Genomic DNA, 21882 nt, shown 5'->3' on the forward strand with positions numbered 1-21882 from the left:
TTCCACGCGATGAAAGCTCGACAAAAGTTTTTGAGGAGGTGACTTGTGATGCGAACGGACGAAGAGATCCTTGCAGAAATAGAGAGCGATGAAGGGCCTGAGCCTACGGCTACCGTCAGTGGTGAACTGGCGCAGGTGGCGGTTGCGATGATGCAGGTCGCGGCAGCGGAACAGGCACTGGATGCCGCAGTGGCGTCAGCTCGAGAGGCTGGCAACAGTTGGCAGGCTATCGGCGAGGTGCTTGGCATGACTCGTCAAGGCGCACTGAAACGGTTCCGGGCGGCGCGAGCCGGGCGCTGACTGGCGCTTCGCCTTCACGAGAATGGAGCCCCCTGTGGGAATCGAACCCACGACCCCCTGTTTACAAGACAGGTGCTCTAGCCGCTGAGCTAAGGAGGCGTGCCGCCTATTGTGCCGCAACTGGCGGTGTGAACGCATATTGGGCATCTGGTTAGGGGTTGCGCCGTCGAACGCGCGCTCAGCCAAGGGGGCCGGTTAGCAGCCTGCTGCGGAGACGAAGAGCCGCCCGGCCCCACACACCCGCACGTTTTCGTTGGCGGGCACAAACACTGCCTGCCCCTTCCCCAGCGTCACCTCGTCGCGCCCTATCAGGGTGCACTCACCGTCGGTGACGAGCGCAATACGCGAGGTTTCCTCGCGCGGCATGTCGACGCCCCGGTCAGTCACAGGCGTGAGCTGCCACACTTCGAACTCGGGGAAGCTCGTGGGGTAACGGTAGACGCCGTCGGCTCCCTCAGGGTGTTGGATTTGGGGAATCAGCGACGAGAAGTCCACCATGCCGAGCAGCCCGTCGACGTCGATGTGCTTGTGCGTGAGCCCGCCGCGAATGACGTTGTCCGACGAGGCCATGACCTCAATGCCGGTGCCGCGAAGGTAGGCGTGCAGGACGCCCGGCTGGAGCGAGACGGACTCCCCAGGCTGGAGGGTAAAGCGGTTCATGAGTAGCGCGGCCAAGATTCCGGGATCGCCGGGGAAAAACTCATCGATTTCGACGGCGGTGCGGGCAAATTCTCCGAGCGCGCCGCCGGCGTCGAGATATTCGACGGCGCGTGCCAGCACGAGGTCGACCAGTGGCCTCCGGCGGCGGATGGTGAGCACGTCGAGGAACACTTCCTGCAGTGCGAGCGATTCTGTGCGTTCGCGCAGCGGGCCGATCACGGAGGCCAGCTCGTGGGCGACGCCGAGGCCCTCGAAGAGCTCGGCGGTCTCTTGTGGGTCGCGGAACCCGAGCAGGCCCTCGAACGGGGTGAGCGCGATGATGGTCTCGGGTTTCGGCCAGTCGTCCTTGTACGACCGCTCGGGGTGGGAAAGGGGCAAGCCGATGAGAGATTCCTTGGCGTAGCCCTCGACGGCTTGCTCTCGGTTGGGGTGCACCTGGATGCTGAGCGGGCTGGACGCCGACAGGAGTTTCATGAGGAACGGGAGCCTAGCGCCGTAGGCGTCGAGTGAAGCGGCACCAACCTCGTCGGGATGCTGCTCGAGGTATGCATCGAGCGTCAGCCCAGGCTCGTCGTCGAACATGGAAGGCCCGGCGTGGTGCGAGCCCAACCAATACTCGGCCCAGGGCTGCCCGTCGGGTTCGATCCCGAGAATTCTCGGGATCTCCGTGCGGTCACCCCAATCGAAGTGCTGCACGGTGCCGGTCAAGCCACGCATGATCTCGGTCTCCCTCTCCATTGGTCGCGCCCAATCGTAGTCAATGACTCCGACGCCCACACCACGTGGAGTGCGGACAAGGGGAATGACACGCGTGTGATTCTTCCATTACGATGGATTGCATGTCCGAAGCACTCTCGTTTACGACGGCCGACCTGGCTGAGCGTGATGCTGCGCTCCTCGACTTCGAGGACAGCTGGTATACGTCGTCGGTGCCTAAGGACCAGGCGATCATGGAGCACTTCGGGTGTTCGTCGGCTCGGTACTACCAGCAGCTCAACGCGCTGCTCGACCGCCCTGAGGCGCTCGCCTACAAACCCCTGCTCGTGAAGCGTCTGCGACGCATGCGCTCCCAGCGGCAAGCGGATCGCTCGGCACGTCGCCTGCGCTGAACCCTTCGCCGTTACCTGTAGCCGCCGGCTTCGAGCCCCGCTTGCACCTCGAAGAAATTCGCCTGTGCCCGATGCCCGGTCCGTCGCAAGCTCCACAACGTCGCGACGAGGTAGCACGGCAGGAACGGCAACCCCATGCAGTAGGCGTACTGCCACGCATGCGCATCCTCGTGCTCGACGAGCAGCGGAATGCGCTTCACCGCATCCTCAAGCGTCCCATCCAGCACCAGTACCACGCTGCCGATGGTCATCGCTGACGCCCGTACCAGCGGGAGACGCACACCGTCGACGATGACAAGCTGCCGGTGCCGACGAAACCGCCCTCGCCCTATGAGCCCCGCTACGATTCCCAGCGCCGTGGACCCGTTGCAGAGGTTCGCGATGTTGCGCACCACACGTGAATTGATCACCGGCTTACTCCCAATCTGAGCCCAGATACCTAGCCACAAAGAACTTCCTTGCTGGAAGAGTACAAGGCATGACGAACCCGGAGCTTGCCAAGGATCCAGAAGCGTTCCTGGCCCACCTCGATGCACAAATCGACACCCTCATCCGCAAGACTGCAGAACTGGAAGCCGCCAGCGGCTCAGGCGCCGCTACTGATCCGACGGGCACCGTCACCGTCGAATTCGGCCAAGGCGGCAATCTGCAGACGATTTCCGTCGCGCCCGCCTGGGAGCAGAAGATTCAGCCTGAAGAGCTGGTGCCGGTCATCACCGAAACCCTCATTCTCGCCCGTGACGGAGACGGTGAGCCCGCCAGGATCGTCGAGCTTTCCGACGAGGAAGTTGCGCGGATTAGGCAGCGCGAAGAGGCGGAGATCGCCCGTAACATGCAGTCCGACCGCACGCCGGAGCAGACCGCCGATCTCGCAGCCTCGCTGTCGAAAGCCTTCGATGATCTGAACGCGAAGTTCGCGAGCCTCGTCGCGCAGGCCGACGAAGCGAGGACGCATATTTCTGAGGAGCCGGTGGAGGTAGAAACTGTCGCCTCGTATTCCGAGAACCAGATGGTGGGCGTCAAAACCGTGAACGGCGTTGCCGTCGGCGTGACGATTCGTCCGTCGTGGGTAGCTGGCAAGTCCGGCCTTGTCATTACAGAATGTTTCACTGAAGCCATCCAGGGGCTCGCGGACGCTTCTGCAGCTCAGCCACACCAGTAACAGCCAGCGCAACTACCACTAGGAGGAATCAGCCGTGTCTGAGAACCTGACCGAAGGGCAAGGAATCGACTGGGCTGCATCGGCCCAACACATTGGCTCTTTGCGCCCCCAGCCTGCTCCGGCAAGCGACCTTGCCCCTGACACGTCCGGCGATCCGGCGGCCACCGAGGGTGCTGTCGACCAAACGGCGGACGGGGAGTTCGAGCCGACGATGGACTACGTGGAGGGTGAGGCCGTCACGGCCGTTCCCGACGATGCCATCGAGATCACCGAAGACGTAACCGTCGACGACGATCTGGTAGCGGTTGCCCCCGACGGCACCGTGGTCGACACGTCGGTGGACGGTAGCCTCATCACCACCTCCGATGGCATCGAGATCACCGTCGCGGAGGACGGCAGCGTCGAAGTGGATGCCGATTTCAAGAATGAACTCGATGTGCCCGACACGTCCACGCTAGGCGTCGGTGCCTCGCTCACCACGGAATCGGGCACCGTGATTACGCGCAATGAGGACGGTTCGGTCACCATCGAGCAGGCGAATGGCCAGGTGCTCACCGTGCATGAGGACGGCACCGTGGATGTCGACGTTCCGAGCGACTACGACCAGATGGATCCCGACGCCGGCATCGGCGATGGCTCTGGTGGCGGTGTCGGCGGTGACGACTCAGGCGACGGCGAAGAAGCAGGCGCCGACGATGGTTCTGGCGGTGGTGAGACCGGTGCCGACGACGGGCTGGGTGCCGACGCCGGGCTGGGCGGCGGGTCTGGCGGTGGCTTGGGCGGCGGCTTGGGTGGCGGTGATTCCGACGGTGGTCTCGGCGGCGGCTCTGCTGGCGGTCTGGGCGGCAGTTCCGGCGGTGGACTGGGCGACGGTGGTTCCGGCGGCGGCTCTGGTGATGGTCTCGGTGGCGGCTCTGACAGCGGCCTGGGTAGCGGTGCTTTCGACGGTAGTCTCGCTGGGCCTTCGGGTGGCCTGAACACCCCCGAAAGTGGTTCCGGCGGCATTGACAACCTCGAGTTCGACAGCGGCTCCGGCAGCGCACCCTCTGGCGGCGGCAGCCTCCCCTCCGGCGATGGCTCCGGCGGTGGCGTTGGCGAGGGCCTGAATACGCCGTCCGGCGGAATTGGTTCCGACGGCCCCGGTGCCCCCGACCTCAGTGTTCCCGACGCCGGTGCCGGCAACATCCCCTCCGGAGATGGCGCAGGGGAGGCCGAGACGCCTGATTTCGGCGGCAGCGACGCACTCGCAGGCGGCGGTGGTGACCTCCCGTCGGACGGTGGCGCTGACGCACTCGCAGGTGGCGGCGGTGGCCCGTCGGGTGGCGGTGGTGGTGCCGACCCCGGCCTGCCCAGCACCGGCGTGAATGGCGGCGGCACCGACTACGAGGTGGCTACCGACGACCTTCGCGCCGATGCACGCTCGTTCGAGGGTACCTCTCCTTCGGCGGAGAACCTGGCGCAGTGCTGGGAGGCGATGAGGGGGCTGGTGCAGGACTGGGGCCTGTGGTTCGGCGCCCGCGGCCCATTTGAGGACGCGTGTCAGAAGTTCTCGGACATTTACCGCAGTGGTGCAGAAGAGATGAACCGCAATGCCGAAGCGCTCACCAGCACGGCTGATGATTACGACAAGCAAGAAGAGCAAGGCTCGAAGCTCGCCGCTCAGATCGCACGCTAAGGAGAAAGCAACACCATGCCTGCAATGTACTACTCGCCATCATCGGACTACGTCTGTGTGCCTCCCGCCGTCGAAGCGTGCTCATTCGAGCTCGATGTGCAGTGGATCATCGACATCATCGACAAGGTCTCGGACTTCCTCCGTACAGTTGGTGAAGGTGTCAACAAGGTGTTTGACATCATCGGTGAAGTGCTCGCCGCGCTGCGCGGAATCACCGATTGGTTCGCCTGGGTTCCAGGCTTCGGCGAGATGGCGAAGGACGCCATCAGGGCTGCCTGCGACAAGGCCGGTGACGCGGCGGAGTTCTGCTACAACTTCGAAGCCGACCTCTTGCAGTTCTGCAAGAATGCTCTCGCTCCCTGGGAGATCCGCTCGGCCGGGCGTGGCATCAACGAGCAGATCGTGCCGCAGGCGGAAGCATTCACCGAAGCCCTCGGCCCCAGCAAGTTCCAGTCGAACGCGACATGGTCGGGCCCTGCCGCCGAGCGCTTCCGCGGCAATGTTGAAAGCCAGTACGAGTTCGCCACCACCCTGCAGCAGCACACCGCTGAGTTCGGGCAAGTCGTTGAGCAGATGGGTGAGGAAGGCGTGCAAGCCACCGTCGACTTCGTGAATGAATTCTTCGAGGCCGCCGGCGCGCTCACCTGGGCCATTGTCAAGCTCTGGGCTGTGCCGGTGGGCACGGCGGCTGCGGTCAAGGACATCATCGCCCTCGTGAAGGCGATTCTGCAGATGGTCAAGGTGTGGGTGAAGGCCATGGTGGCGATTGGGAAGCAGACCATGCAGCTGCGTTCCGCAGCTGAGGCCGCGGCTCCGTCCAACGAGTGGCCCAAGATCGCTTGCTGACGTTCCACCGACGATTCGACGGCGTCCCCCGCACCGCGCGAGGGGCGCCGTCGGCGTTGAGCCATACCTGCGGTTGAGCTTGTCGAAACCATGATGCTTGCGTCGCTCCGGCGGTTGAGCCCCGTCGAAACCCCGGATCTCTTTGCACTCTTTGGGTGGGAGTGCTAATAATGAAGTTGGCACTCGACACGAGCGAGTGCTACCTGGTCTGGGTGAGGCACATGCCGTCCGTCGCGGGCACCTGGCACCGATCCGACACCTGAACATCAGGGGCGAAGGCCCCACATATGGGAGGATTTTCGTTCCACCATGGCAAAACTTATTCAATTTGATGACGAGGCCCGCCGCGGCCTCGAGCGCGGCATGAATACCCTTGCCGACGCCGTCCGTGTGACACTCGGCCCCAAGGGCCGCAACGTCGTGCTCGAGAAGCAGTGGGGAGCCCCCACCATCACCAACGACGGCGTTTCCATCGCCAAGGAGATCGAGCTCGAGGATCCGTACGAGAAGATCGGCGCTGAGCTCGTCAAGGAAGTCGCCAAGAAGACTGACGATGTCGCAGGCGACGGCACCACCACCGCCACCGTGCTGGCTCAGGCGATGGTGCGCGAGGGTCTGCGCAACGTGAACGCCGGGGCCAACCCCTTGGCGCTGCGCAAGGGCATCGATGCAGCCGTCGCGGCTATCGTCGAGCAGCTCGGGGAGATGTCCACCGACATCGAGACCAAGGAGCAGATTGCTGCCACCGCGTCGATCTCGGCTGGTGACACCTCCGTCGGCGAGATCATCGCCGAGGCGATGGACAAGGTCGGCAAGGAAGGCGTGATCACCGTCGAGGAGTCCAACACCTTCGGCCTCGACCTCGAGCTCACTGAGGGTATGCGCTTCGACAAGGGCTACATCTCGCCGTACTTCGTCACCGACACCGAGCGCATGGAGGCCACCCTTGAGGATCCGTACATCCTCATCGCGAACTCCAAGATCTCCTCGCTGAAGGATCTCCTCCCCGTGCTTGAGAAGGTCATGCAGTCGGGCAAGCCGCTGCTGGTCATCGCTGAGGACGTGGAGGGCGAGGCGCTCGCCGGTCTGATCGTCAACAAGATCCGTGGCACCTTCAAGTCGGTGGCCGTGAAGGCTCCCGGCTTCGGTGATCGCCGCAAGGCCATGCTCACCGACATCGCCATCCTCACCGGCGGCCAGGTCATCTCCGAAGAGGTCGGCCTCTCGCTCGAAGCCACCACGCTTGATCTCCTCGGCAAGGCCCGCTCCGTGCTGGTCACCAAGGACGAGTGCACCATCGTCGACGGTGCTGGCGACCAGGCGCAGCTCGAGGGTCGCGTCGCTCAGATCCGCAAGGAGATCGAGAACTCCGACTCCGAGTACGACCGCGAGAAGCTGCAGGAGCGTCTTGCCAAGCTGGCCGGCGGTGTCGCCGTCGTGAAGGTTGGCGCCGCTACCGAGGTGGAGCTGAAGGAGCGCAAGCACCGTATTGAGGATGCCGTCCGCAACGCGAAGGCTGCCGTCGAGGAGGGCATCGTGCCTGGTGGTGGCGTCGCGCTGCTGCAGGCTTCCGCGAAGGCTTCCATCGACGGGCTCTCCGGCGACGAGCTCACCGGCGCGCAGATCGTCTTCGCCGCCGCGAAGGCTCCGCTGCGTCAGATCGCGCACAACGCCGGCCTCGAGGGCGGCGTGATCGCTGAGAAGGTTGCCGGTCTCGACGCCGGACAGGGCCTGAACGCAGCCACCGGCGAGTACGTCGACATGGTTGCCTCCGGCATCATCGACCCGGCTAAGGTCACCCGCTCGGCGCTGCAGAACGCCGCGTCGATCGCCGGCCTGTTCCTCACCACCGAGGCCGTGATCGCCGACAAGCCTGAGAAGGCCCCGGCTGGCGCACCCGGCATGGATGAGATGGGCGGCATGGGCGGCATGATGTGACGCCTGTTCACCCCTGAACAGTAACGAGGGCGGTCCCGATTGCGGGGCCGCCCTCGTCGCGTCTTCGGGGTTCATCGACGAGTTGCCGTCGCGGGCGGGCCCGCTCGGGCAGACTAAGGGCATGGCATTGCTAGAAGTGATTGCACTGCATGCCGGCGACGCGCGCGGTGCTGAGCAAGGGGGCGCCGACCGCATCGAGCTCGTCGGCACCATGGACGACGACGGGCTCTCGCCCGAGCCTGACCTCGTCGAGAAAGCGCGACTGGTCACGTCGATTCAAATCCGCCCCATGCTGCGGCTGCGTGCGGGGTTCAGCACCGACGGCGGCGAGATCACCAGGATGAAGGGGTTGGCGTCGGCGTATATGGATGCCGGGGCCGACGGTGTGGTCGTCGGGTTCTTGAATGGCGCCAATCAGATCGACCTGGGCGTCATGGCCGAGCTCATGGGGGAGAGCGGGGTACCGTACACGTTTCACCGCGCGATCGACCATTGCCTGGACCAGCGGCGCGCCTGGCAAGCGGTGAAGGAGCTTCCCGGCGAGGTGACGAATGTGCTGACAGCCGGTTCGGTGCGCGGCGTGGAGCACGGGTTGAACGATCTCGTCGCGGTGGCGAACGACCCGCAACTGGCGGCGCTCATCATGGCCGGCGGCGGGTTGCGGCCCGAGCATGTGCCCTGGCTGGTGCGCGCTGGCGTGCGGGCGTTCCACATCGGGTCGCCGGCGAGGCCGGGCGGTTCTTGGAAGGCGTACGTGGACGCCGAGCTGGTGGCGTCGTGGCGGGAACTCATCGACGACGAGATTGCTCGCGAGCGGGAGCGGACGCAGCGTGCCGACGCGTAGGGTGAAGCGCCGACGTGCCACCCGCGTCCTCGTGGTGGCGGGCGACGAGGTGCTGCTGCAGGAAGATTCTGATCCCGGCGTGCCTGGGTCCAGGTGGTGGGTGACCCCGGGCGGTGGTGTGGACGATGGGGAGTCGCTGCGAGAGGCGGCGGTGCGTGAGCTGTGGGAGGAAACGGGCCTTGAGGTGGCGGCGTCGGAGCTGCTCGGCCCGGTGGCTGAGCGCGAGGTGCACCACGGCTACTCCGACCGCATTCTCATTCAGCACGAGACGTTCTTTCGTGTCGACGTGGAGCGCTTCGAGCCAGACCCCGCGGGGCTCACCCCGACGGAGCGTCAGCGCATGCAGCGCCAGACATGGTTTTGTCTGGGTGTGCTCCCTGAGGTTGTGTGGCCCTCGCGCCTCGGCGAGTTGCTCGAGTGGGAGGGCGGCGGGCCGCTGCAGCTCGGGCAGGTCGAGGAATCGACGGTTCCGGTCGTTGAATAGGCCAGTCCTCTTCCACCCGGCCATCGAGTAGGCCCGTGCCTTCCCCCCGACCGTCGAGTAGGCGACGTAGTCGCCGTATCGAGACGCAGCGAGGTTTCGATACGCGCCCTCCGGGCGCTACTCAACCACCGGGGCGGCGGACAACCGGCCATCGAGTAGGCGATGTAGTCGCCGTATCGAGATGTGGGGAGAAACTGCAAAACTCGCCATCAGTTGAGTGCCTCACGCTTGCGTGAGCGGGGAGGGTTGCGACTGTTGGCGAGTTTTGCAGTTTTGTGCTGGATGACTTCGACTCGCCGCCTGCGGCGGCTCGGTCATCGACCTGCCACTCCCGAGTCGTCGGGTAGGCCCGGACGGTCGATCGCGACATGGCGCTAGCCCGTGCGCGACGTTAGAATTTCTCCATCTGTAGCGCTGCTAACTGTGATTGCACCGGGAAGGCGAGTCATGAGTCTGCGTCTCGATGAGACTGACAAAGCTTTGTATGACGATCTGTCGAATGTTTCTGAGGCAGCCATTGCCGCGTGGCGCGAAGGGCGCATAGATGATGCACGGGCCCTGGGCGATGATTTCTGGGCCCGTATGCCCGAGCCCAAGCATGATGTGGATCTGCTCTCGCAGATGCCAATGTTCATCGCCTTCAAGGCACTCCAAGCTGGCTATATCGACGATGCTGAGCTGTGGAATGAACGGGTGAAGCCTTGGGCGGAGGGCACGTCGGTTGCGCCAACTGCAGCAAGGATCTCGCTGATTGATGGCGGTATCGCTTTTGCGCGCGGTGACGAAGACCGTGCCTACGAGGCGTTCGATCAGGCCTTTTCACTGATGGGACCTAGAGCGTTCCAGGATAAGGATCCCAGGTATTGGGAGTTCTACGCATCGAGGTCGGGACGTGCGACCGGTGGATCGAACGCGTCGGGCTTGTCCCTAATCGATGCGGCTGCCCAAGGTGAGGAGCTCCTTGAGGCAGGGCAGATTACCGAGGCCATTGATGTCTGGGAAGGGGCCCTTGCGAAGCTGGCCCCCGGGGAGGACCTCGAGCTGGAATTCTGGCTCCGGGGTTCCTTGGGCGATGCGTATTTCCTTGCTGGCGAGTGGGCGTCGGGTGTGGAACACCTGAAGGCCGTTTTGCCCATCGGCGGGGTGGAGAACGCGTACGTGTGGTTGCGTCTGGGGCAGTGTCAGTTCGAGCAGGGCTTGATGGACGAGGCTGCGAACTCGCTGATTTCTGGCTACATGCTTGACGGTGACGAGATTTGGGAAGACGAGGATCCGAAATACCGGCAGCTGCTCGTCGATAGAGGCATGATCAGCTAGACCGACGTGCCGATCATCTGAGCCGGCTCGACCATCGAGTTCCCGCTGCCGGGTCCTCGAGTAGGCCCGAAGGGCCGTATCGAGACGAGGGTGGGTTTCGATACGCCCGCTACGCGGGCTACTCAACCACCGGGGCGGCGGACAACCGGCCATCGAGTAGGCGACGTAGTCGCCGTATCGAGATGCGGGATCGGCTGAGAAAACTGCAAAACTTGCCATTAGTTGAGTGCCTCACGCTTGCGTGAGCGGAGAGCGTTGCGACTGTTGGCGAGTTTTGCAGTTTTTGTGCAGGATGACTTCGACTCGCCGCCTTCGGCGGCGGCTGATCATCCGTTCGGTCTCCCGGTCGTCGAGTAGCCCATGGAGTGGGCGTACCGAGGTGCGGGATCGGACGCTAGCGATTGATATCAAACCCAGCCGCGGAGGCGGTGCCGCGGACGATCTTGAGTCCTTCGTCGCGGGTCTTCCTGACGTCCGCTGGGCTGATGTCGAGGTCGTTCGTCGGGGTAGGGCCGCTGAGCCGCATCTCGATGTAGCGATCCTCACCCGGCTGCTGCAGGAAGTAATACGTGACAACGGCCTCCTGCCCGCCCGTCACGGCGTCGTTCACGGAGACTGCACACTTGACCGCATCGTCGCCAGACTGACTGATTGAAACAGGCCCGACGTTGCTCTGCTCTCCGGATGCCTCGAACTCGATAGCGTCTTCGCAGCGCTCGGAAAGCGTCATGTCCTGCTCGACAGGCTTGCATCCGGCCAACAGGATGGTCCACGTGTCGCCCTGGCTGACCTGATACTCCAAGATGTCGGATTCGCTCGCCTCGTTCTTCTCCGTCCTCCATCCATCCGGGAGTGTGAACTGCAGGACGCCGGCGTCTGCGGGTTGATCCGAGGAGGAGTCCTCGCCTCTCTTAGATTCGCCGGGGGTGGCGGCGCTCGTCGCGGCGGGCGTGTCGTCGCGAGTAGTGCTCGATGCCGGGCCTCCGCTGCTGCGACCGAACATCGACCATAGGAATACGGGCCCAGCAACGAGGAGCACAATCGCCGCCATGATGCCGTAGGTGATGAGTTTCTCCTTTGCCCAGCTCTTCATGCCGTCTTTGACCGCGCCGGAGACAATGCCGGGTTGCCGGAGTTCCTGCCAGGGGCCGGGCTGCTGAGGGTATGGGGGCTGCTGGGGGTGGGTGCGGCTGTTGCCCCGCCTGTGGGAACGGCTGCCCGGGCGGAGCCTGTGGTGGCCAGTGTGGTTGCTGCGGTGGTGGAACAGAGTTGCGGTATGGGTCGTTCGGTGGCTGTTGAGTCATCAGGACCTCCCTCTGGGTTTTCCACGCTATGGGGAGATCGGGTCATCGGGCCTGATGTGGATGGTTCCTCATTCGCTAGCTGGTGACGTCCGAGACCAGCTGGCGAACGCGTCGGCAATGCGGGCCAGCTCCACGTGACCGCTCGCGACCTCAATGACAAGGAGGTACGCATCGTCGTCTGGAGCCTCGATCCAGACTCCGTTCAGATCGAGAAACACCAGAGCCGCCAGCCACCCGAGACGCTTGTTGCCGTCCACCAGCGGATGATTGTTGACGAGCGAGTCCAAGAGCGCAGCGGCCTTGAGCTCCAGCGACGCGTAGGCGTCGTCGCCCCAGAGCGAGGCGGCCGGTCGGTGGGCAGCGGCCTCAATCAAGCCCAGGTCTCGGACCGGGCCGACGCCGAGGTCTGCCGTGAGCGCTAGCAGGTCCTCGGTGGTCAGATAGGTGATCACTGCCCGAGGCGCTCGATGACTTGGGCGTATCGAGTGCGAACGCGAGCGGAAGCCTCTGCGACGTGCGCCTGGTGTCCGCGACGCGCAGCAGCCTCGCGGATTGCTCGGACCGTGGCTTCCTGCTTGCTGACCCCGTCGGCCTCCGCGAGCGCAGTCAGCGCCTGCTCGTCGGATTCCGTCAGTCGAAGTGTCATCGCCATAACTTGATGATACCAATGTGATACCAGACGGGTGTGGTTTCGATACGCGCCCTTCGGGCGCTACTCAACCATAGGGTCGAAGATGGTTTCGACTCGGCCCTTAGGGCCGGCTCAACCATCTGGGGTGGGCGCGCCGCCCCCTGGCCATCGAGGAGGCCGCGGAGCTAACCCAATATCCACACGGGTTTCCCAAAACAAGGCAAAACCGCACTCTGTAGCAAACGCGTGTGGATATTGGGTTAGTTGGTGGTGGTGAGGATGGTTTCGACACGCCCGCTCCGCGGGCGGCTCAACCATCGGCCAGGATCCAGTCGCTGATCAGGCAGGGTTTCTGATCGCGAGCACGCCGAAGCCGATGCCGAAGCCGAGCCCCGCGAGGCGCGACAGCGGTGACTCATCCACCAGGGGCAGCAATAGCTGAATGACGAGCAGCGTCGCGCCCAACCCGACGACTGCGCCACCCAGTTTGTTGGCGGTCTCCACGCGCAACACGCTCAGCACACCGGCCAAGACCATGAGAATGGGCGCGCCCGCTGGCAGCAGCATCCCGACGAAACACATCCCCGCGCACAACCACAGCAGGATCCTCGCCGAACTGTCCGACGGCACCCCTTGCGCTGGCGCCATGGGCAGCGGGGCAGCATGAGGCGGCGGTGGGGGAGGCGCGTCGGGCACCGACACCGGGGCAGCCGTCGCGATGGCGTAGGGCACCCTCGGATCGCGGTTGCCGTCACCGAGCATGGGCACGGAGGTCATCGTCGCGGATTGCACCGCGAACGGCAGCCGCGGATCGCGGGAGGCTTTCGCGGCCCTCGCGACGCCGTCGAGGGGCGGAGCAGGTACGGGCTGGATGGTGGCGGGCCGCGGCACGGCGCCCGGTGTCGCCTGCTCGGGCGGCTCGGCCACGCTGAGCGGGTTCGCATTGGGCGTGGCAAAACCGTCGGGGCGTTCGATGGGGGCGTACGCCGCCCCGTCCTTCCAGCTAGCCATGCGCCCATTCTATGGGGACATCGCACCGCGCGAGCGCCGCAAGTCGACGCCTCCTGGGCTCCGCCTTGATCTTTGGCCTAATCTAAGACCTGATCCGAGAGTCAGGAGTACCGTGCAAGTTGTCATTTGCCCAGACGCCCACCAAGTGGGAAACGTATCGGCGAGGTTCGTCGCGGAGTCGCTGCGCGCATCGAAGAATCCGGTGATTGGCCTAGCCACCGGCAGTTCGCCGCTCGGGCTATACGCCGAGCTTGCGCGGATGGTCCACGAAGAAGGCCTCGACTTCTCCGCTGTCCAAGGGTTCGCGCTTGACGAGTACGTCGGCATCTCGTACGACCATCCTGAGAGCTACCACGCGGTCATCCAACGTACCGTCGTCGAACCGCTGGGTATGCGGCCCGAGAATGTGCACGTCCCGGAAGGTATCGCCGACGATGTGGACGCATCAGCGGCCCAGTACGACGCCGACATCGAAGCGGCCGGCGGCATCGACGTGCAGGTGCTCGGTATTGGCGCAAACGGACACATCGGCTTCAACGAGCCGTTCACTTCGTTTGCCGCGATGACCCACACCGTTCCACTCACGCAGCAAACCCGCGCTGATAACGCTCGGTTCTTCGGTTCCATCGACGAGGTGCCCACCCATGCGGTCACGCAAGGCATCGCCACAATCATGCGCTCGCGCCGCGCGGTGCTGGTTGCTCAAGGCGAGGGCAAGGCCGATGCCATTGCCGCGATGGTGGAGGGCCCCATCAGTCAGGTCTGCCCCTCATCAATGCTGCAATTCCACCCCGACGCGATCGTCGTCGTGGACGAAAAGGCCGCCTCGAAGCTGCGGTATAGGGACCATTTCCAGTCTCTCTGAGTGCTCGGTAGACTGGGAGGTCGAACATCGTAGGAAAGTGGGGTTCGACGTGCCTACCGGAAAGGTGCGCTTCTTCGACGCGGAGAAGGGCTTCGGATTCATTACTAAAGACGGTGGTGGCGACGTGTACGTGCGCTCCACCGCGCTCGCCGACGGTGTTGCCGCGCTGCACAGCGGCCAGCGGGTAGATTTCGGCGTTATTGACGGCCGTCGCGGCGAGCAGGCGCTCAACGTCACCGTGATCGACCAGCCGCCGTCGCTGTCGAAGGCGTCGCGCAAGAAACCGCAGGAGATGGCGGTGATCGTCGAAGATCTGATTCAGATGCTCGACGGGCTCGGTAACGGGTACCGCGCGAACCGCCACCCCGACCCCAAGATGGCGACGAAGGCCGCGCAGGTGCTGCGCCGCGTCGCTGAGGAACTGGAGAAGTAACTTGGCAGCTGCGAAAACTCGCGCCCCGAAACTCGACCGAATCGTCGCGGACGCGGTCGACGTGGCACGCGCCGCCGCGGAGGAAGTCTCCGGCGCGGATGCCGTTGGAGAGCACCTCGGCGTGGAGGCCGAGGTGGGCGATCGCATCGCCACCCACACGTTCGCCTGCGAACTCGCCGGCTACCCCAACTGGGTGTGGGCCGTGACGCTCGTGCGCGCGTCGCGCGCGAAGAAGGCCACCGTCAACGAGGTGTCGCTGAGTCCGCAAGAAGGCGCCCTCGTCGCGCCCGAGTGGGTGCCGTGGGAAGAGCGCATCGAGCCCGGCGACATCGCGCCCGGTCTCCTCATGGCCACGCCCGACAATGACCCGCGCCTCGAACCTGGCTTCGCGGCGACCGACCTCCCCGCCGATGCCGACCCCAACGAGTGGGTGCAACTGCGCACCACGGTGGCCGAGCTCGGGCTTGGCCGCGAGCGGGTGCTGTCGCTCGAAGGTCGCGACCAAGCGGCCGAACGGTGGCTGCGCGGAGCACCCGGGCCCTCCGACGAAGGCTCCCGCGAAGCGCCCGCCAACTGCGGCACCTGTGGGTATTTCGTGCCGCTTCGCGGCTCACTGGGCACGCTATTCGGGGCGTGTGCCAACGCGTACTCTCCGTCAGATGCCAAGGTGGTGCACCTCGACCACGGCTGCGGCGGACATTCCGACGTCGTCGAAGGCTCGCGAGCCCGAGAGCTGCCCGCGCCGATGTACGACACCATCGGCGTCGACACCATGCTCTTCGACTAGCCCACGCCGCACGTCACGACGCTGCACGCTTACGCGCAGCTGCCCTCGACGTTGAAGGGCAGCGGCTTCGCCTTGCCGTCAGCGGCGGTCACCGCTTCGCCACGCACAGCGAATCGCCGCTTGTCGCCGGTGAAGGTGGCCCGCCCGACGTGCTCGCCCACCAGCGCAGTGACTCCGTCGGAGAGGGTGAAGACAAGGCCGGTCACTTCCCCGGAAGCACCCACGGTGAACTGCACACCCTCGAGTGAACCCGCCGACGCAACCACGTCCAGGCCGTTCGACGTCTCGCATGCCACGTCGAAATACTCCTTGGAGGCATCGCCGAGGGTTAGGCGTAACGTCCCGCCGAAGCTCGCCGTTCGCGACGGTGCAGGAGCAGGTTCGTCGGAAGTTGATGGCGTCGACGACGGTGCCTTCGACGGCGTCGCGGGCTGGGCGGGCAGCGAGGACTGCGCAGGGTGTGGCGCGGTGGAGCCAGGCGGCGCGGGAGGTTGCCCGTCGGAACAGGCGCTGAGCGCCAACGCGACCACCCCTGCCGCGGCTGCCCCGTGCCTTCGCCACCTCGTGGATTGCATGAGGGCAACTGTACCGGGTTGGGGCGCAGGAATGGGCGCCCAAGAGTGCTTGTCGGAGCCCTTAGCGATACCATGCCCTGCGTGGGTACGAACTCTTCTGTGGCTGAAACATCCTCCGATCAGTCGAGCCTTGATCGCTTCTTCGGCATCACCCGCCGTGGATCGACGGTGGGGCACGAGGTGCGCGGCGGGCTCGTGACATTCTTCGCGATGGCCTACATCATCGCGCTCAACCCCCTCATTCTCGGCACCTCCGCCGACATCAACGGCAACCTCATCTCGGGCGCCCCGCGCATGGTGAACGGTGAGGTCGACGCCGCCGCCGTCTCCGCATCCATCGGCATGGTGGCGGCTGCGACGGCACTCATCGCCGGTATTCTCACCATCTTGATGGGCGTCATCGGGCGTTTCCCGATCGGCCTCGCGGCTGGCCTCGGCCTGAACGCGCTCGTCGCCTACACGCTCGTGCCGCAAATGACCTGGGGTCAGGCCATGGGCCTCGTGGTGTGGGAGGGCATCCTCATCGGCGTGCTGGTGCTCACGGGCTTCCGCACGGCGGTGTTCAAAGCGGTGCCGCCGGCGCTGCGCAGCGCGATCTCCGTCGGTATCGGCTTGTTCATCGCCTTCGTCGGCCTCATCAATGCTGGCGTCGTACGGCCCGGCGGGGGTACCGTCGTGTCGCTTGGCATCGACGGGTCGCTCGTGGGCTGGCCGGTGTTCGTGTTCCTCTTCGGGTTCTTCCTCCTGATTGGGCTGCACGCTCGCAAGGTGAAGGGCTCCATCCTCATCTCGATCCTTGCTTCGACGGTGCTCGCCATCATCATCGAAACCATCGCCAAGGTGGGCCCGCAGGGTCCTGACGGCGCCAACCCGACGGGGTGGTCGCTCAACGTGCCGAAGCTCAGCGACTTCCAGCTGCCCGACCTCTCCTTGCTGGGCAACGTCGACATGATCGGCGCGTTCTTCCCCAACGGCGAGTTCTCGCTCACGCGCACGCTGTCGCTCGTGGTGCTCGTCTTCTCGCTGCTGCTGGCTGACTTCTTCGACACCATGGGCACCGTCGTGGCCGTGGGTTCTGAGGGCGGGCTGCTCGATGAGCATGGCATGCCCGAGCGCCCCACCGAGATCCTGCTCGTTGATTCGTTCGGCGCTATCGCCGGCGGGCTGGGTTCGGTGTCGTCGAACACCTGTTTCGTGGAATCCACCACCGGTGTGGGCGAGGGGGCCCGTACCGGCCTCGCGTCGGTGGTAACGGGGTTAGCGTTCATCGCCTCGATGTTCCTCGCACCCATCATCAACATGGTGCCCTCCGAGGCGGCGTCTCCGGCGCTCGCGTTCGTCGGGTTCTTGATGATCTCGCAGGTGGTGGAAGTCGATTGGACGAAGCCCGAGCTCGGCATCCCCGCGTTCTTCACCATCATCTTCATGCCGTTCTCGTACTCGATCGCCACAGGCATCGGCGTTGGCTTCCTCGCCTACGTGTTCTTGAACGTCGTGATGGGCAAGGCGAGGAAGATCCACCCGCTGATGTACGTCGTCGCGGCCATGTTCATCATCTACTTCGTACAGGGCCCGATCTTGGAGCTCATTGGAGGCTAGGGCTACTCGCAAAAGCGACCGTTATCCTCCACGAGAAGCATCGCAACCCCCGGTTTCGCGAGAAATCGTCAGGTGTGGAGGATAACGGTCAAACACCAGCCGGGTTTGGCGGGCTACCTGCCGGACAGCCAGCGCGCAGCCGTCAGCCCAGCGCGGCGGCTCAAGCCGAGGCCGACACACCAATCTGACCGTTATCCTCCACGCGCGCAAAAAATCCCAACAACAAGGGGGTCGCGGGCTTCCCGTGGAGGATAACGGTCAACTTTTCTGGGTCAGCGGCGCTTGACGGGCGCGGCGAGCCGCGTCAGGTAGTGGCGCTCCTCGCGCCCGGGAGCCGGCGGCACATCGTAGTACTCCCAGAATGGGCGGTTGGTCTCGTACCCGCGTTCGGCCAAGCGCTGCTGCAGCTCCTGCCACGCATCGCCGATGTCTTCGAAGCCGCCCTTGAACTTGGCGACGGCGGTGCTGCCGGCAGGCAGCTCGGAGCCCTGGATGAGCACTTCACCAATCTTTACAACTTCGCCCCAGGCCTCCTCGACGGGGAAGCCCACCTCGAGGGTCACCGTCTCCATGAGACGCGTGTCGTACCTGCTGAATCCAGGGCCGTTCGGCACGAACCGGCGCTCGCGGATCGCCCTGCCGAGAGCCGTGAAGCTCTCGTCCATGAAGCTGGCAAGTTCCTCGACGGAAATGTTGTCGCCGCGGACCACCACCGTCGGCGTCCCTAGGAATTCGATGATCTCGGGGTCGGTCATACTCATACCCGCACATTACCGGCTGCTCAGGGCCTTGACTGACGGACAGGAGGGGCGACGTTCTCCATCGGGCTTGTACGCTGTCAACCATGCTGAGCAAGGTATTGGTTGCCAACCGTGGCGAGATCGCTGTCCGCGCCTTTCGCGCCGCGTACGAACTCGGACTGCATACCGTTGCGGTGTTCCCTCATGAGGATCGCAACGCGGATCACCGGGTCAAGGCCGACGAGTCGTATCTGATCGGCGAGGAGGGCCATCCCGTTCGTGCCTACCTCAACATCGACGAGCTCATCCGTGTTGCGAAAGAGTCGGAGGCGGATGCGATTTACCCCGGTTACGGCTTCCTGTCGGAGAACCCTGAGCTCGCGCAAGCCTGCGCTGACAACGACATCAAGTTCATTGGTCCCGCCCCGCACGTCCTCGAAATGGCCGGCAACAAGGTGCGCGCCGTCGATGCCGCCCGTAAGGCAGGGGTACCGACGCTGCAGTCGTCGAAGCCCAGCACCGACATCGACGAGCTTGAGGCCGCCGCGAAGGACATCGGCTTCCCCGTCTTCATCAAGGCCGTTTCCGGGGGCGGTGGGCGCGGTATGCGTCGCGTCGACGACCCGGCGAAGTTCCGCGACGAGCTCGGCGCCGCCATGCGTGAAGCCGACGGTGCGTTCGGCGACCCGACGGTGTTCGTCGAGCAGGCGGTGCAGGGCCCGCGCCACATCGAGGTGCAGATCCTCGGCGACGAGCACGGGAACATCGTGCACCTCTTCGAGCGCGACTGCTCGGTGCAGCGCCGCCACCAGAAGGTGGTGGAGCTGGCGCCCGCACCGTTCATCACCGACGAGCAACGCGAGGCCCTCACCTCCGACGCCGTGAAGTTCGCGAAGGCCATCAACTACTCGTGCGCCGGCACCGTCGAGTTCCTTGTGGAAACTGAAGGCCCGCGCGCCGGGCAGCACGTGTTCATCGAGATGAACCCCCGCATCCAGGTGGAGCACACGGTTACCGAAGAAATCACCGACGTCGACCTCGTCCAGGCGCAGATGCGCGTTGCCAACGGGGAGACCCTCGAACAGATCGGCATTCGCCAAGACGAGCTCCAGATCCGTGGCGCCGCGCTGCAGTGTCGCATCACGACGGAAGACCCGTCGAACTCGTTCCGCCCGGACACCGGCCTCATCACGGCGTACCGCTCCGCGAATGGCTCGGGCATCCGCCTCGACGGTGGCACCACCGGCACCGGCGTCGAGATCTCGCCGCACTTCGACTCGCTGCTGGTGAAACTCACCGCGCGCGGACGCGACCTCGACATGGCCCTGGCGCGCGCCCGCCGCGCGCTGGCCGAGTTCCGGGTGCGCGGCGTCGCCACGAATATCGCATTCCTGCGTGCGCTGCTCGACGACCCGGACTTCGCAAAACCGGGCATGACCACGTCGTTCATCGACGATCGCCCCTACCTGTTGACCTCCCGCACCCCCGCAGACCGCGCCACGAAACTGTTGCGCTGGGTGGCGGACAAGACGGTGAACCGCCCCTACGGCGAGGCCCCCACGCATCTGGACCCGGCGCATAAGTTGCCGAAACTCGACACCTCCGCCCCCATTCCCGACGGTGCCCGCCAGCGCCTGCAGGAGCTCGGTCCAGCGGCGTTTGCGCGCGAACTGCGCGCGTCCACGGCCGTTGGTGTCACGGACACGACGTACCGCGACGCCCACCAGTCGCTGCTCGCCACGCGCGTTCGCACCCGCGACCTGCTCGCCGTCGCACCCCACCAGGCGCGGTTGCTGCCGCACATGCTTTCGGTCGAGTGCTGGGGAGGGGCCACCTACGACGTCGCGTTGCGCTTCCTCGGCGAGGACCCGTGGGAGCGGCTGGCGAAGCTGCGTGCGGCCATGCCCAACCAGAACCTGCAGATGCTGCTACGCGGGCGCAACACCGTCGGCTACACCCCGTATCCGACGAAGGTCACCGAGGCGTTCGTCGACGAGGCCGCCAGCGTCGGCATCGACATCTTCCGCATCTTCGACGCGCTCAACGACGTCGACCAGATGCGCCCCGCGATCGACGCGGTGCTGGGCACGTCGTCGGTAGCCGAAGTGGCGCTGTGCTACACCTCGAACCTGCTGGACCCGACGGAGACCACCTATACGCTCGACCACTACCTGCGCCTGGCGGAGGAGATCGTCGAGGCGGGCGCACACATCTTGGCCATCAAGGACATGGCCGGCCTACTGCGCCCCGAAGCGGCGAGGCGCCTCGTCGGCGCGCTGCGTGAGCGGTTCGATCTGCCTGTGCACCTGCACACCCACGACACGACGGGCGGTCAGGTGGCCACGCTCGTCGCGGCCATCGAGGCCGGGGTTGACGCCGTCGACGTGGCGAACTCGGCGCTGAGCTCGACGACGTCGCAGCCGCCGATGTCCGCACTGCTGGCGGCGCTGGACGGCACCGACCGCGCGCCCGACCTCGACGCCCAGGCGGTGCTCGATCTCGAGCCTTACTGGGAAGCCGTGCGGAAGCTCTACCGGCCGTTCGAGTCGGGATTGCCGGCCCCGACGGGGCGTGTCTACGACCACGAAATCCCCGGCGGGCAGCTCTCCAACCTGCGTCAGCAGGCGATTGCGCTCGGCCTCGGTGACCGTTTCGAGGCCGTCGAGGACATGTACACCGCTGCCAGCCGCATCCTTGGCCGGCCGACGAAGGTGACGCCGTCGTCGAAGGTGGTGGGCGATCTCGCACTGCATCTGGTTGCCGTCGGCGCTGACCCCGAGGAATTCGAGGCCGACCCGCAGCGCTTCGACATCCCCGATTCCGTGATCGGTTTCCTGAACGGCGAGCTCGGCACGCCGGCGGGTGGCTGGCCCGAGCCGTTCCGGTCGAAGGCCCTCGAAGGCAGGAAGCAGCCGGTGCGCATCACCGAGGTGCCAGCCGACGACCTGCCGCGCCTGGACGAGCCTGGACGCGAGCGGCAGGAGACGTTGAACCGCCTGCTCTTCCCCGGCCCGGCGAAGGAATTTGACCAGCTCAGGGGCGATTTCGGCGACGTGTCCGTCATCCCGACGATTCCGTTCCTGTACGGCATGGAACCCGACGGGGAGTACGTCGTGCCGCTCGGCAAGGGCGTTGAGCTCCTCATGGGGCTTGAGTCCATCAGCGCCCCCGACAAGCGCGCGAAGCGTCAGGTCATGGCGACGATGAACGGCCAGCTGCGTCCGATCCGGGTGCGCGACGAGTCCGTCGAGTCCGAGGTGCCCGCCGCGGAGAAGGCGGACCCGAACGTCGCCGGGCACGTCGCCGTCCCGTTCTCGGGTGCGGTGACGGCGAGCGTCACGGTGGGAGACAAGGTGGAGGCCGGGCATCCCGTCGCGACGATCGAGGCCATGAAGATGGAGGCGAGCATCAATGCGCCCATCGCTGGCACCGTGCAGCGCATCGCCATCAACGGCACGACGCCGCTCTCGGGCGGCGACTTGGTGCTCGTGATCGAGTGACCCTCCGTTCCCTGTGCTGCATGCGCCACCACGGGGGACGTCAATAAGGAATGCTGGAACCCACCAAACACGGTGGGTTCCAGCATTCCTTATTGCGGGCGG

22 protein-coding genes and 1 tRNA gene are annotated in these 21882 nt (G+C 65.2%); 14 read left to right on the top strand and 9 right to left on the bottom strand.

The features are described 5' to 3' along the window. Positions 1 to 48 precede the first annotated feature (48 nt). On the top strand, positions 49 to 300 hold the full coding sequence (locus tag Q0X61_RS02075) for a hypothetical protein (protein ID WP_297739856.1): 252 nt from the start codon (positions 49 to 51) through the stop codon (positions 298 to 300). Between the two features lie 23 nt (positions 301 to 323). Here the strand turns inward: Q0X61_RS02075 and Q0X61_RS02080 are convergent. Next, positions 324 to 399, bottom strand: a tRNA-Thr gene (locus Q0X61_RS02080). Between the two features lie 96 nt (positions 400 to 495). Beyond that, the gene (gene manA / locus Q0X61_RS02085) at positions 496 to 1677 is read right to left on the bottom strand and encodes a mannose-6-phosphate isomerase, class I (RefSeq protein ID WP_297739858.1); all 1182 of its coding nucleotides are present in this window, start codon (positions 1675 to 1677) and stop codon (positions 496 to 498) included. A 122-nt stretch (positions 1678 to 1799) separates the two neighbouring features. Between manA and Q0X61_RS02090 the strand changes: the two genes are divergently transcribed. Next, a complete protein-coding gene (locus Q0X61_RS02090; protein WP_297739860.1) occupies positions 1800 to 2069 on the top strand; it encodes a DUF3263 domain-containing protein in 270 nt (89 codons plus the stop codon). A gap of 11 nt (positions 2070 to 2080) precedes the next feature. Here Q0X61_RS02090 and Q0X61_RS02095 read toward each other — a convergent pair whose 3' ends face one another. Continuing rightward, entirely contained in the window at positions 2081 to 2479 is a 399-nt protein-coding gene (locus Q0X61_RS02095; RefSeq protein ID WP_297739862.1) for a hypothetical protein, read from the bottom strand. A 68-nt stretch (positions 2480 to 2547) separates the two neighbouring features. Between Q0X61_RS02095 and Q0X61_RS02100 the strand changes: the two genes are divergently transcribed. The 7 genes from Q0X61_RS02100 (at position 2548) to Q0X61_RS02130 (ending at position 10335) form a co-directional block, all read left to right on the top strand. Further along, the gene (locus tag Q0X61_RS02100; RefSeq protein ID WP_297739864.1) at positions 2548 to 3231 is read left to right on the top strand and encodes a hypothetical protein; all 684 of its coding nucleotides are present in this window, start codon (positions 2548 to 2550) and stop codon (positions 3229 to 3231) included. A gap of 34 nt (positions 3232 to 3265) precedes the next feature. Beyond that, entirely contained in the window at positions 3266 to 4906 is a 1641-nt protein-coding gene (locus Q0X61_RS02105; protein WP_297739866.1) for a hypothetical protein, read from the top strand. A 15-nt stretch (positions 4907 to 4921) separates the two neighbouring features. Continuing rightward, positions 4922 to 5752: a hypothetical protein gene (locus Q0X61_RS02110; RefSeq protein ID WP_297739868.1), complete on the top strand. Its 831-nt coding sequence runs from the start codon at positions 4922 to 4924 to the stop codon at positions 5750 to 5752. Between the two features lie 309 nt (positions 5753 to 6061). Further along, a complete protein-coding gene (groL, locus tag Q0X61_RS02115) occupies positions 6062 to 7690 on the top strand; it encodes a chaperonin GroEL (RefSeq protein WP_297739870.1) in 1629 nt (542 codons plus the stop codon). A 121-nt stretch (positions 7691 to 7811) separates the two neighbouring features. Beyond that, positions 7812 to 8534, top strand: coding sequence for a copper homeostasis protein CutC (locus Q0X61_RS02120; protein WP_297739872.1), 723 nt, complete (start codon positions 7812 to 7814; stop codon positions 8532 to 8534). A gap of 1 nt (position 8535) precedes the next feature. Beyond that, a complete protein-coding gene (locus Q0X61_RS02125; protein ID WP_297739874.1) occupies positions 8536 to 9018 on the top strand; it encodes an NUDIX hydrolase in 483 nt (160 codons plus the stop codon). A gap of 381 nt (positions 9019 to 9399) precedes the next feature. Beyond that, positions 9400 to 10335 (top strand): tetratricopeptide repeat protein, encoded by a 936-nt coding sequence (locus Q0X61_RS02130; protein WP_297739876.1) that lies wholly within the window; start codon positions 9400 to 9402, stop codon positions 10333 to 10335. A gap of 394 nt (positions 10336 to 10729) precedes the next feature. Here the strand turns inward: Q0X61_RS02130 and Q0X61_RS02135 are convergent, their stop codons facing one another. The 4 genes from Q0X61_RS02135 to Q0X61_RS02150 all read right to left on the bottom strand — a co-directional run bounded on the left by Q0X61_RS02135 (position 10730) and on the right by Q0X61_RS02150 (position 13281). Continuing rightward, on the bottom strand, positions 10730 to 11428 hold the full coding sequence (locus Q0X61_RS02135) for a hypothetical protein (protein WP_297739878.1): 699 nt from the start codon (positions 11426 to 11428) through the stop codon (positions 10730 to 10732). A 279-nt stretch (positions 11429 to 11707) separates the two neighbouring features. Continuing rightward, positions 11708 to 12091, bottom strand: coding sequence for a type II toxin-antitoxin system death-on-curing family toxin (locus Q0X61_RS02140; protein ID WP_297739880.1), 384 nt, complete (start codon positions 12089 to 12091; stop codon positions 11708 to 11710). Beyond that, complete coding sequence (locus Q0X61_RS02145; RefSeq protein ID WP_297739881.1) at positions 12088 to 12291, bottom strand: CopG family transcriptional regulator; 204 nt, start codon at positions 12289 to 12291, stop codon at positions 12088 to 12090. The genes Q0X61_RS02140 and Q0X61_RS02145 overlap by 4 nt, the downstream gene beginning before the upstream one ends. 318 nt (positions 12292 to 12609) lie before the next feature. Next, positions 12610 to 13281: a hypothetical protein gene (locus tag Q0X61_RS02150; protein WP_297739883.1), complete on the bottom strand. Its 672-nt coding sequence runs from the start codon at positions 13279 to 13281 to the stop codon at positions 12610 to 12612. A 112-nt stretch (positions 13282 to 13393) separates the two neighbouring features. On the opposite strand from Q0X61_RS02150, the gene nagB reads away from it, so the two are divergent. The 3 genes from nagB to Q0X61_RS02165 are packed head-to-tail and all read left to right on the top strand — an operon-like array spanning position 13394 to position 15366. Beyond that, a complete protein-coding gene (gene nagB / locus Q0X61_RS02155; RefSeq protein WP_297739884.1) occupies positions 13394 to 14146 on the top strand; it encodes a glucosamine-6-phosphate deaminase in 753 nt (250 codons plus the stop codon). Positions 14147 to 14195: 49 nt separating this feature from the next. Continuing rightward, positions 14196 to 14579 carry a cold-shock protein gene (locus tag Q0X61_RS02160; RefSeq protein ID WP_174202232.1) on the top strand — a complete coding sequence of 128 codons (384 nt, stop codon included), beginning with the start codon at positions 14196 to 14198 and terminating at the stop codon, positions 14577 to 14579. Position 14580: 1 nt separating this feature from the next. Beyond that, on the top strand, positions 14581 to 15366 hold the full coding sequence (locus tag Q0X61_RS02165) for a DUF3027 domain-containing protein (protein ID WP_297739888.1): 786 nt from the start codon (positions 14581 to 14583) through the stop codon (positions 15364 to 15366). 29 nt (positions 15367 to 15395) lie between these two features. On the opposite strand, the gene Q0X61_RS02170 is transcribed toward Q0X61_RS02165, so the two are convergent. Continuing rightward, the gene (locus Q0X61_RS02170) at positions 15396 to 15941 is read right to left on the bottom strand and encodes a hypothetical protein (RefSeq protein WP_297739890.1); all 546 of its coding nucleotides are present in this window, start codon (positions 15939 to 15941) and stop codon (positions 15396 to 15398) included. A 210-nt stretch (positions 15942 to 16151) separates the two neighbouring features. On the opposite strand from Q0X61_RS02170, the gene Q0X61_RS02175 reads away from it, so the two are divergent. Beyond that, on the top strand, positions 16152 to 17540 hold the full coding sequence (locus Q0X61_RS02175; RefSeq protein WP_297739953.1) for an NCS2 family permease: 1389 nt from the start codon (positions 16152 to 16154) through the stop codon (positions 17538 to 17540). A gap of 272 nt (positions 17541 to 17812) precedes the next feature. Here the strand turns inward: Q0X61_RS02175 and Q0X61_RS02180 are convergent, their stop codons facing one another. After that, positions 17813 to 18301 (bottom strand): GyrI-like domain-containing protein, encoded by a 489-nt coding sequence (locus Q0X61_RS02180; RefSeq protein ID WP_297739892.1) that lies wholly within the window; start codon positions 18299 to 18301, stop codon positions 17813 to 17815. A gap of 83 nt (positions 18302 to 18384) precedes the next feature. On the opposite strand from Q0X61_RS02180, the gene Q0X61_RS02185 reads away from it, so the two are divergent. Next, positions 18385 to 21780 (top strand): pyruvate carboxylase, encoded by a 3396-nt coding sequence (locus Q0X61_RS02185; protein ID WP_297739894.1) that lies wholly within the window; start codon positions 18385 to 18387, stop codon positions 21778 to 21780. The last annotated feature ends 102 nt before the right edge of the window (positions 21781 to 21882 follow it).

The sequence above is a fragment of the uncultured Tessaracoccus sp. genome (assembly GCF_947255005.1).
Classification (GTDB): Bacteria; Actinomycetota; Actinomycetes; order Propionibacteriales; family Propionibacteriaceae; genus Arachnia.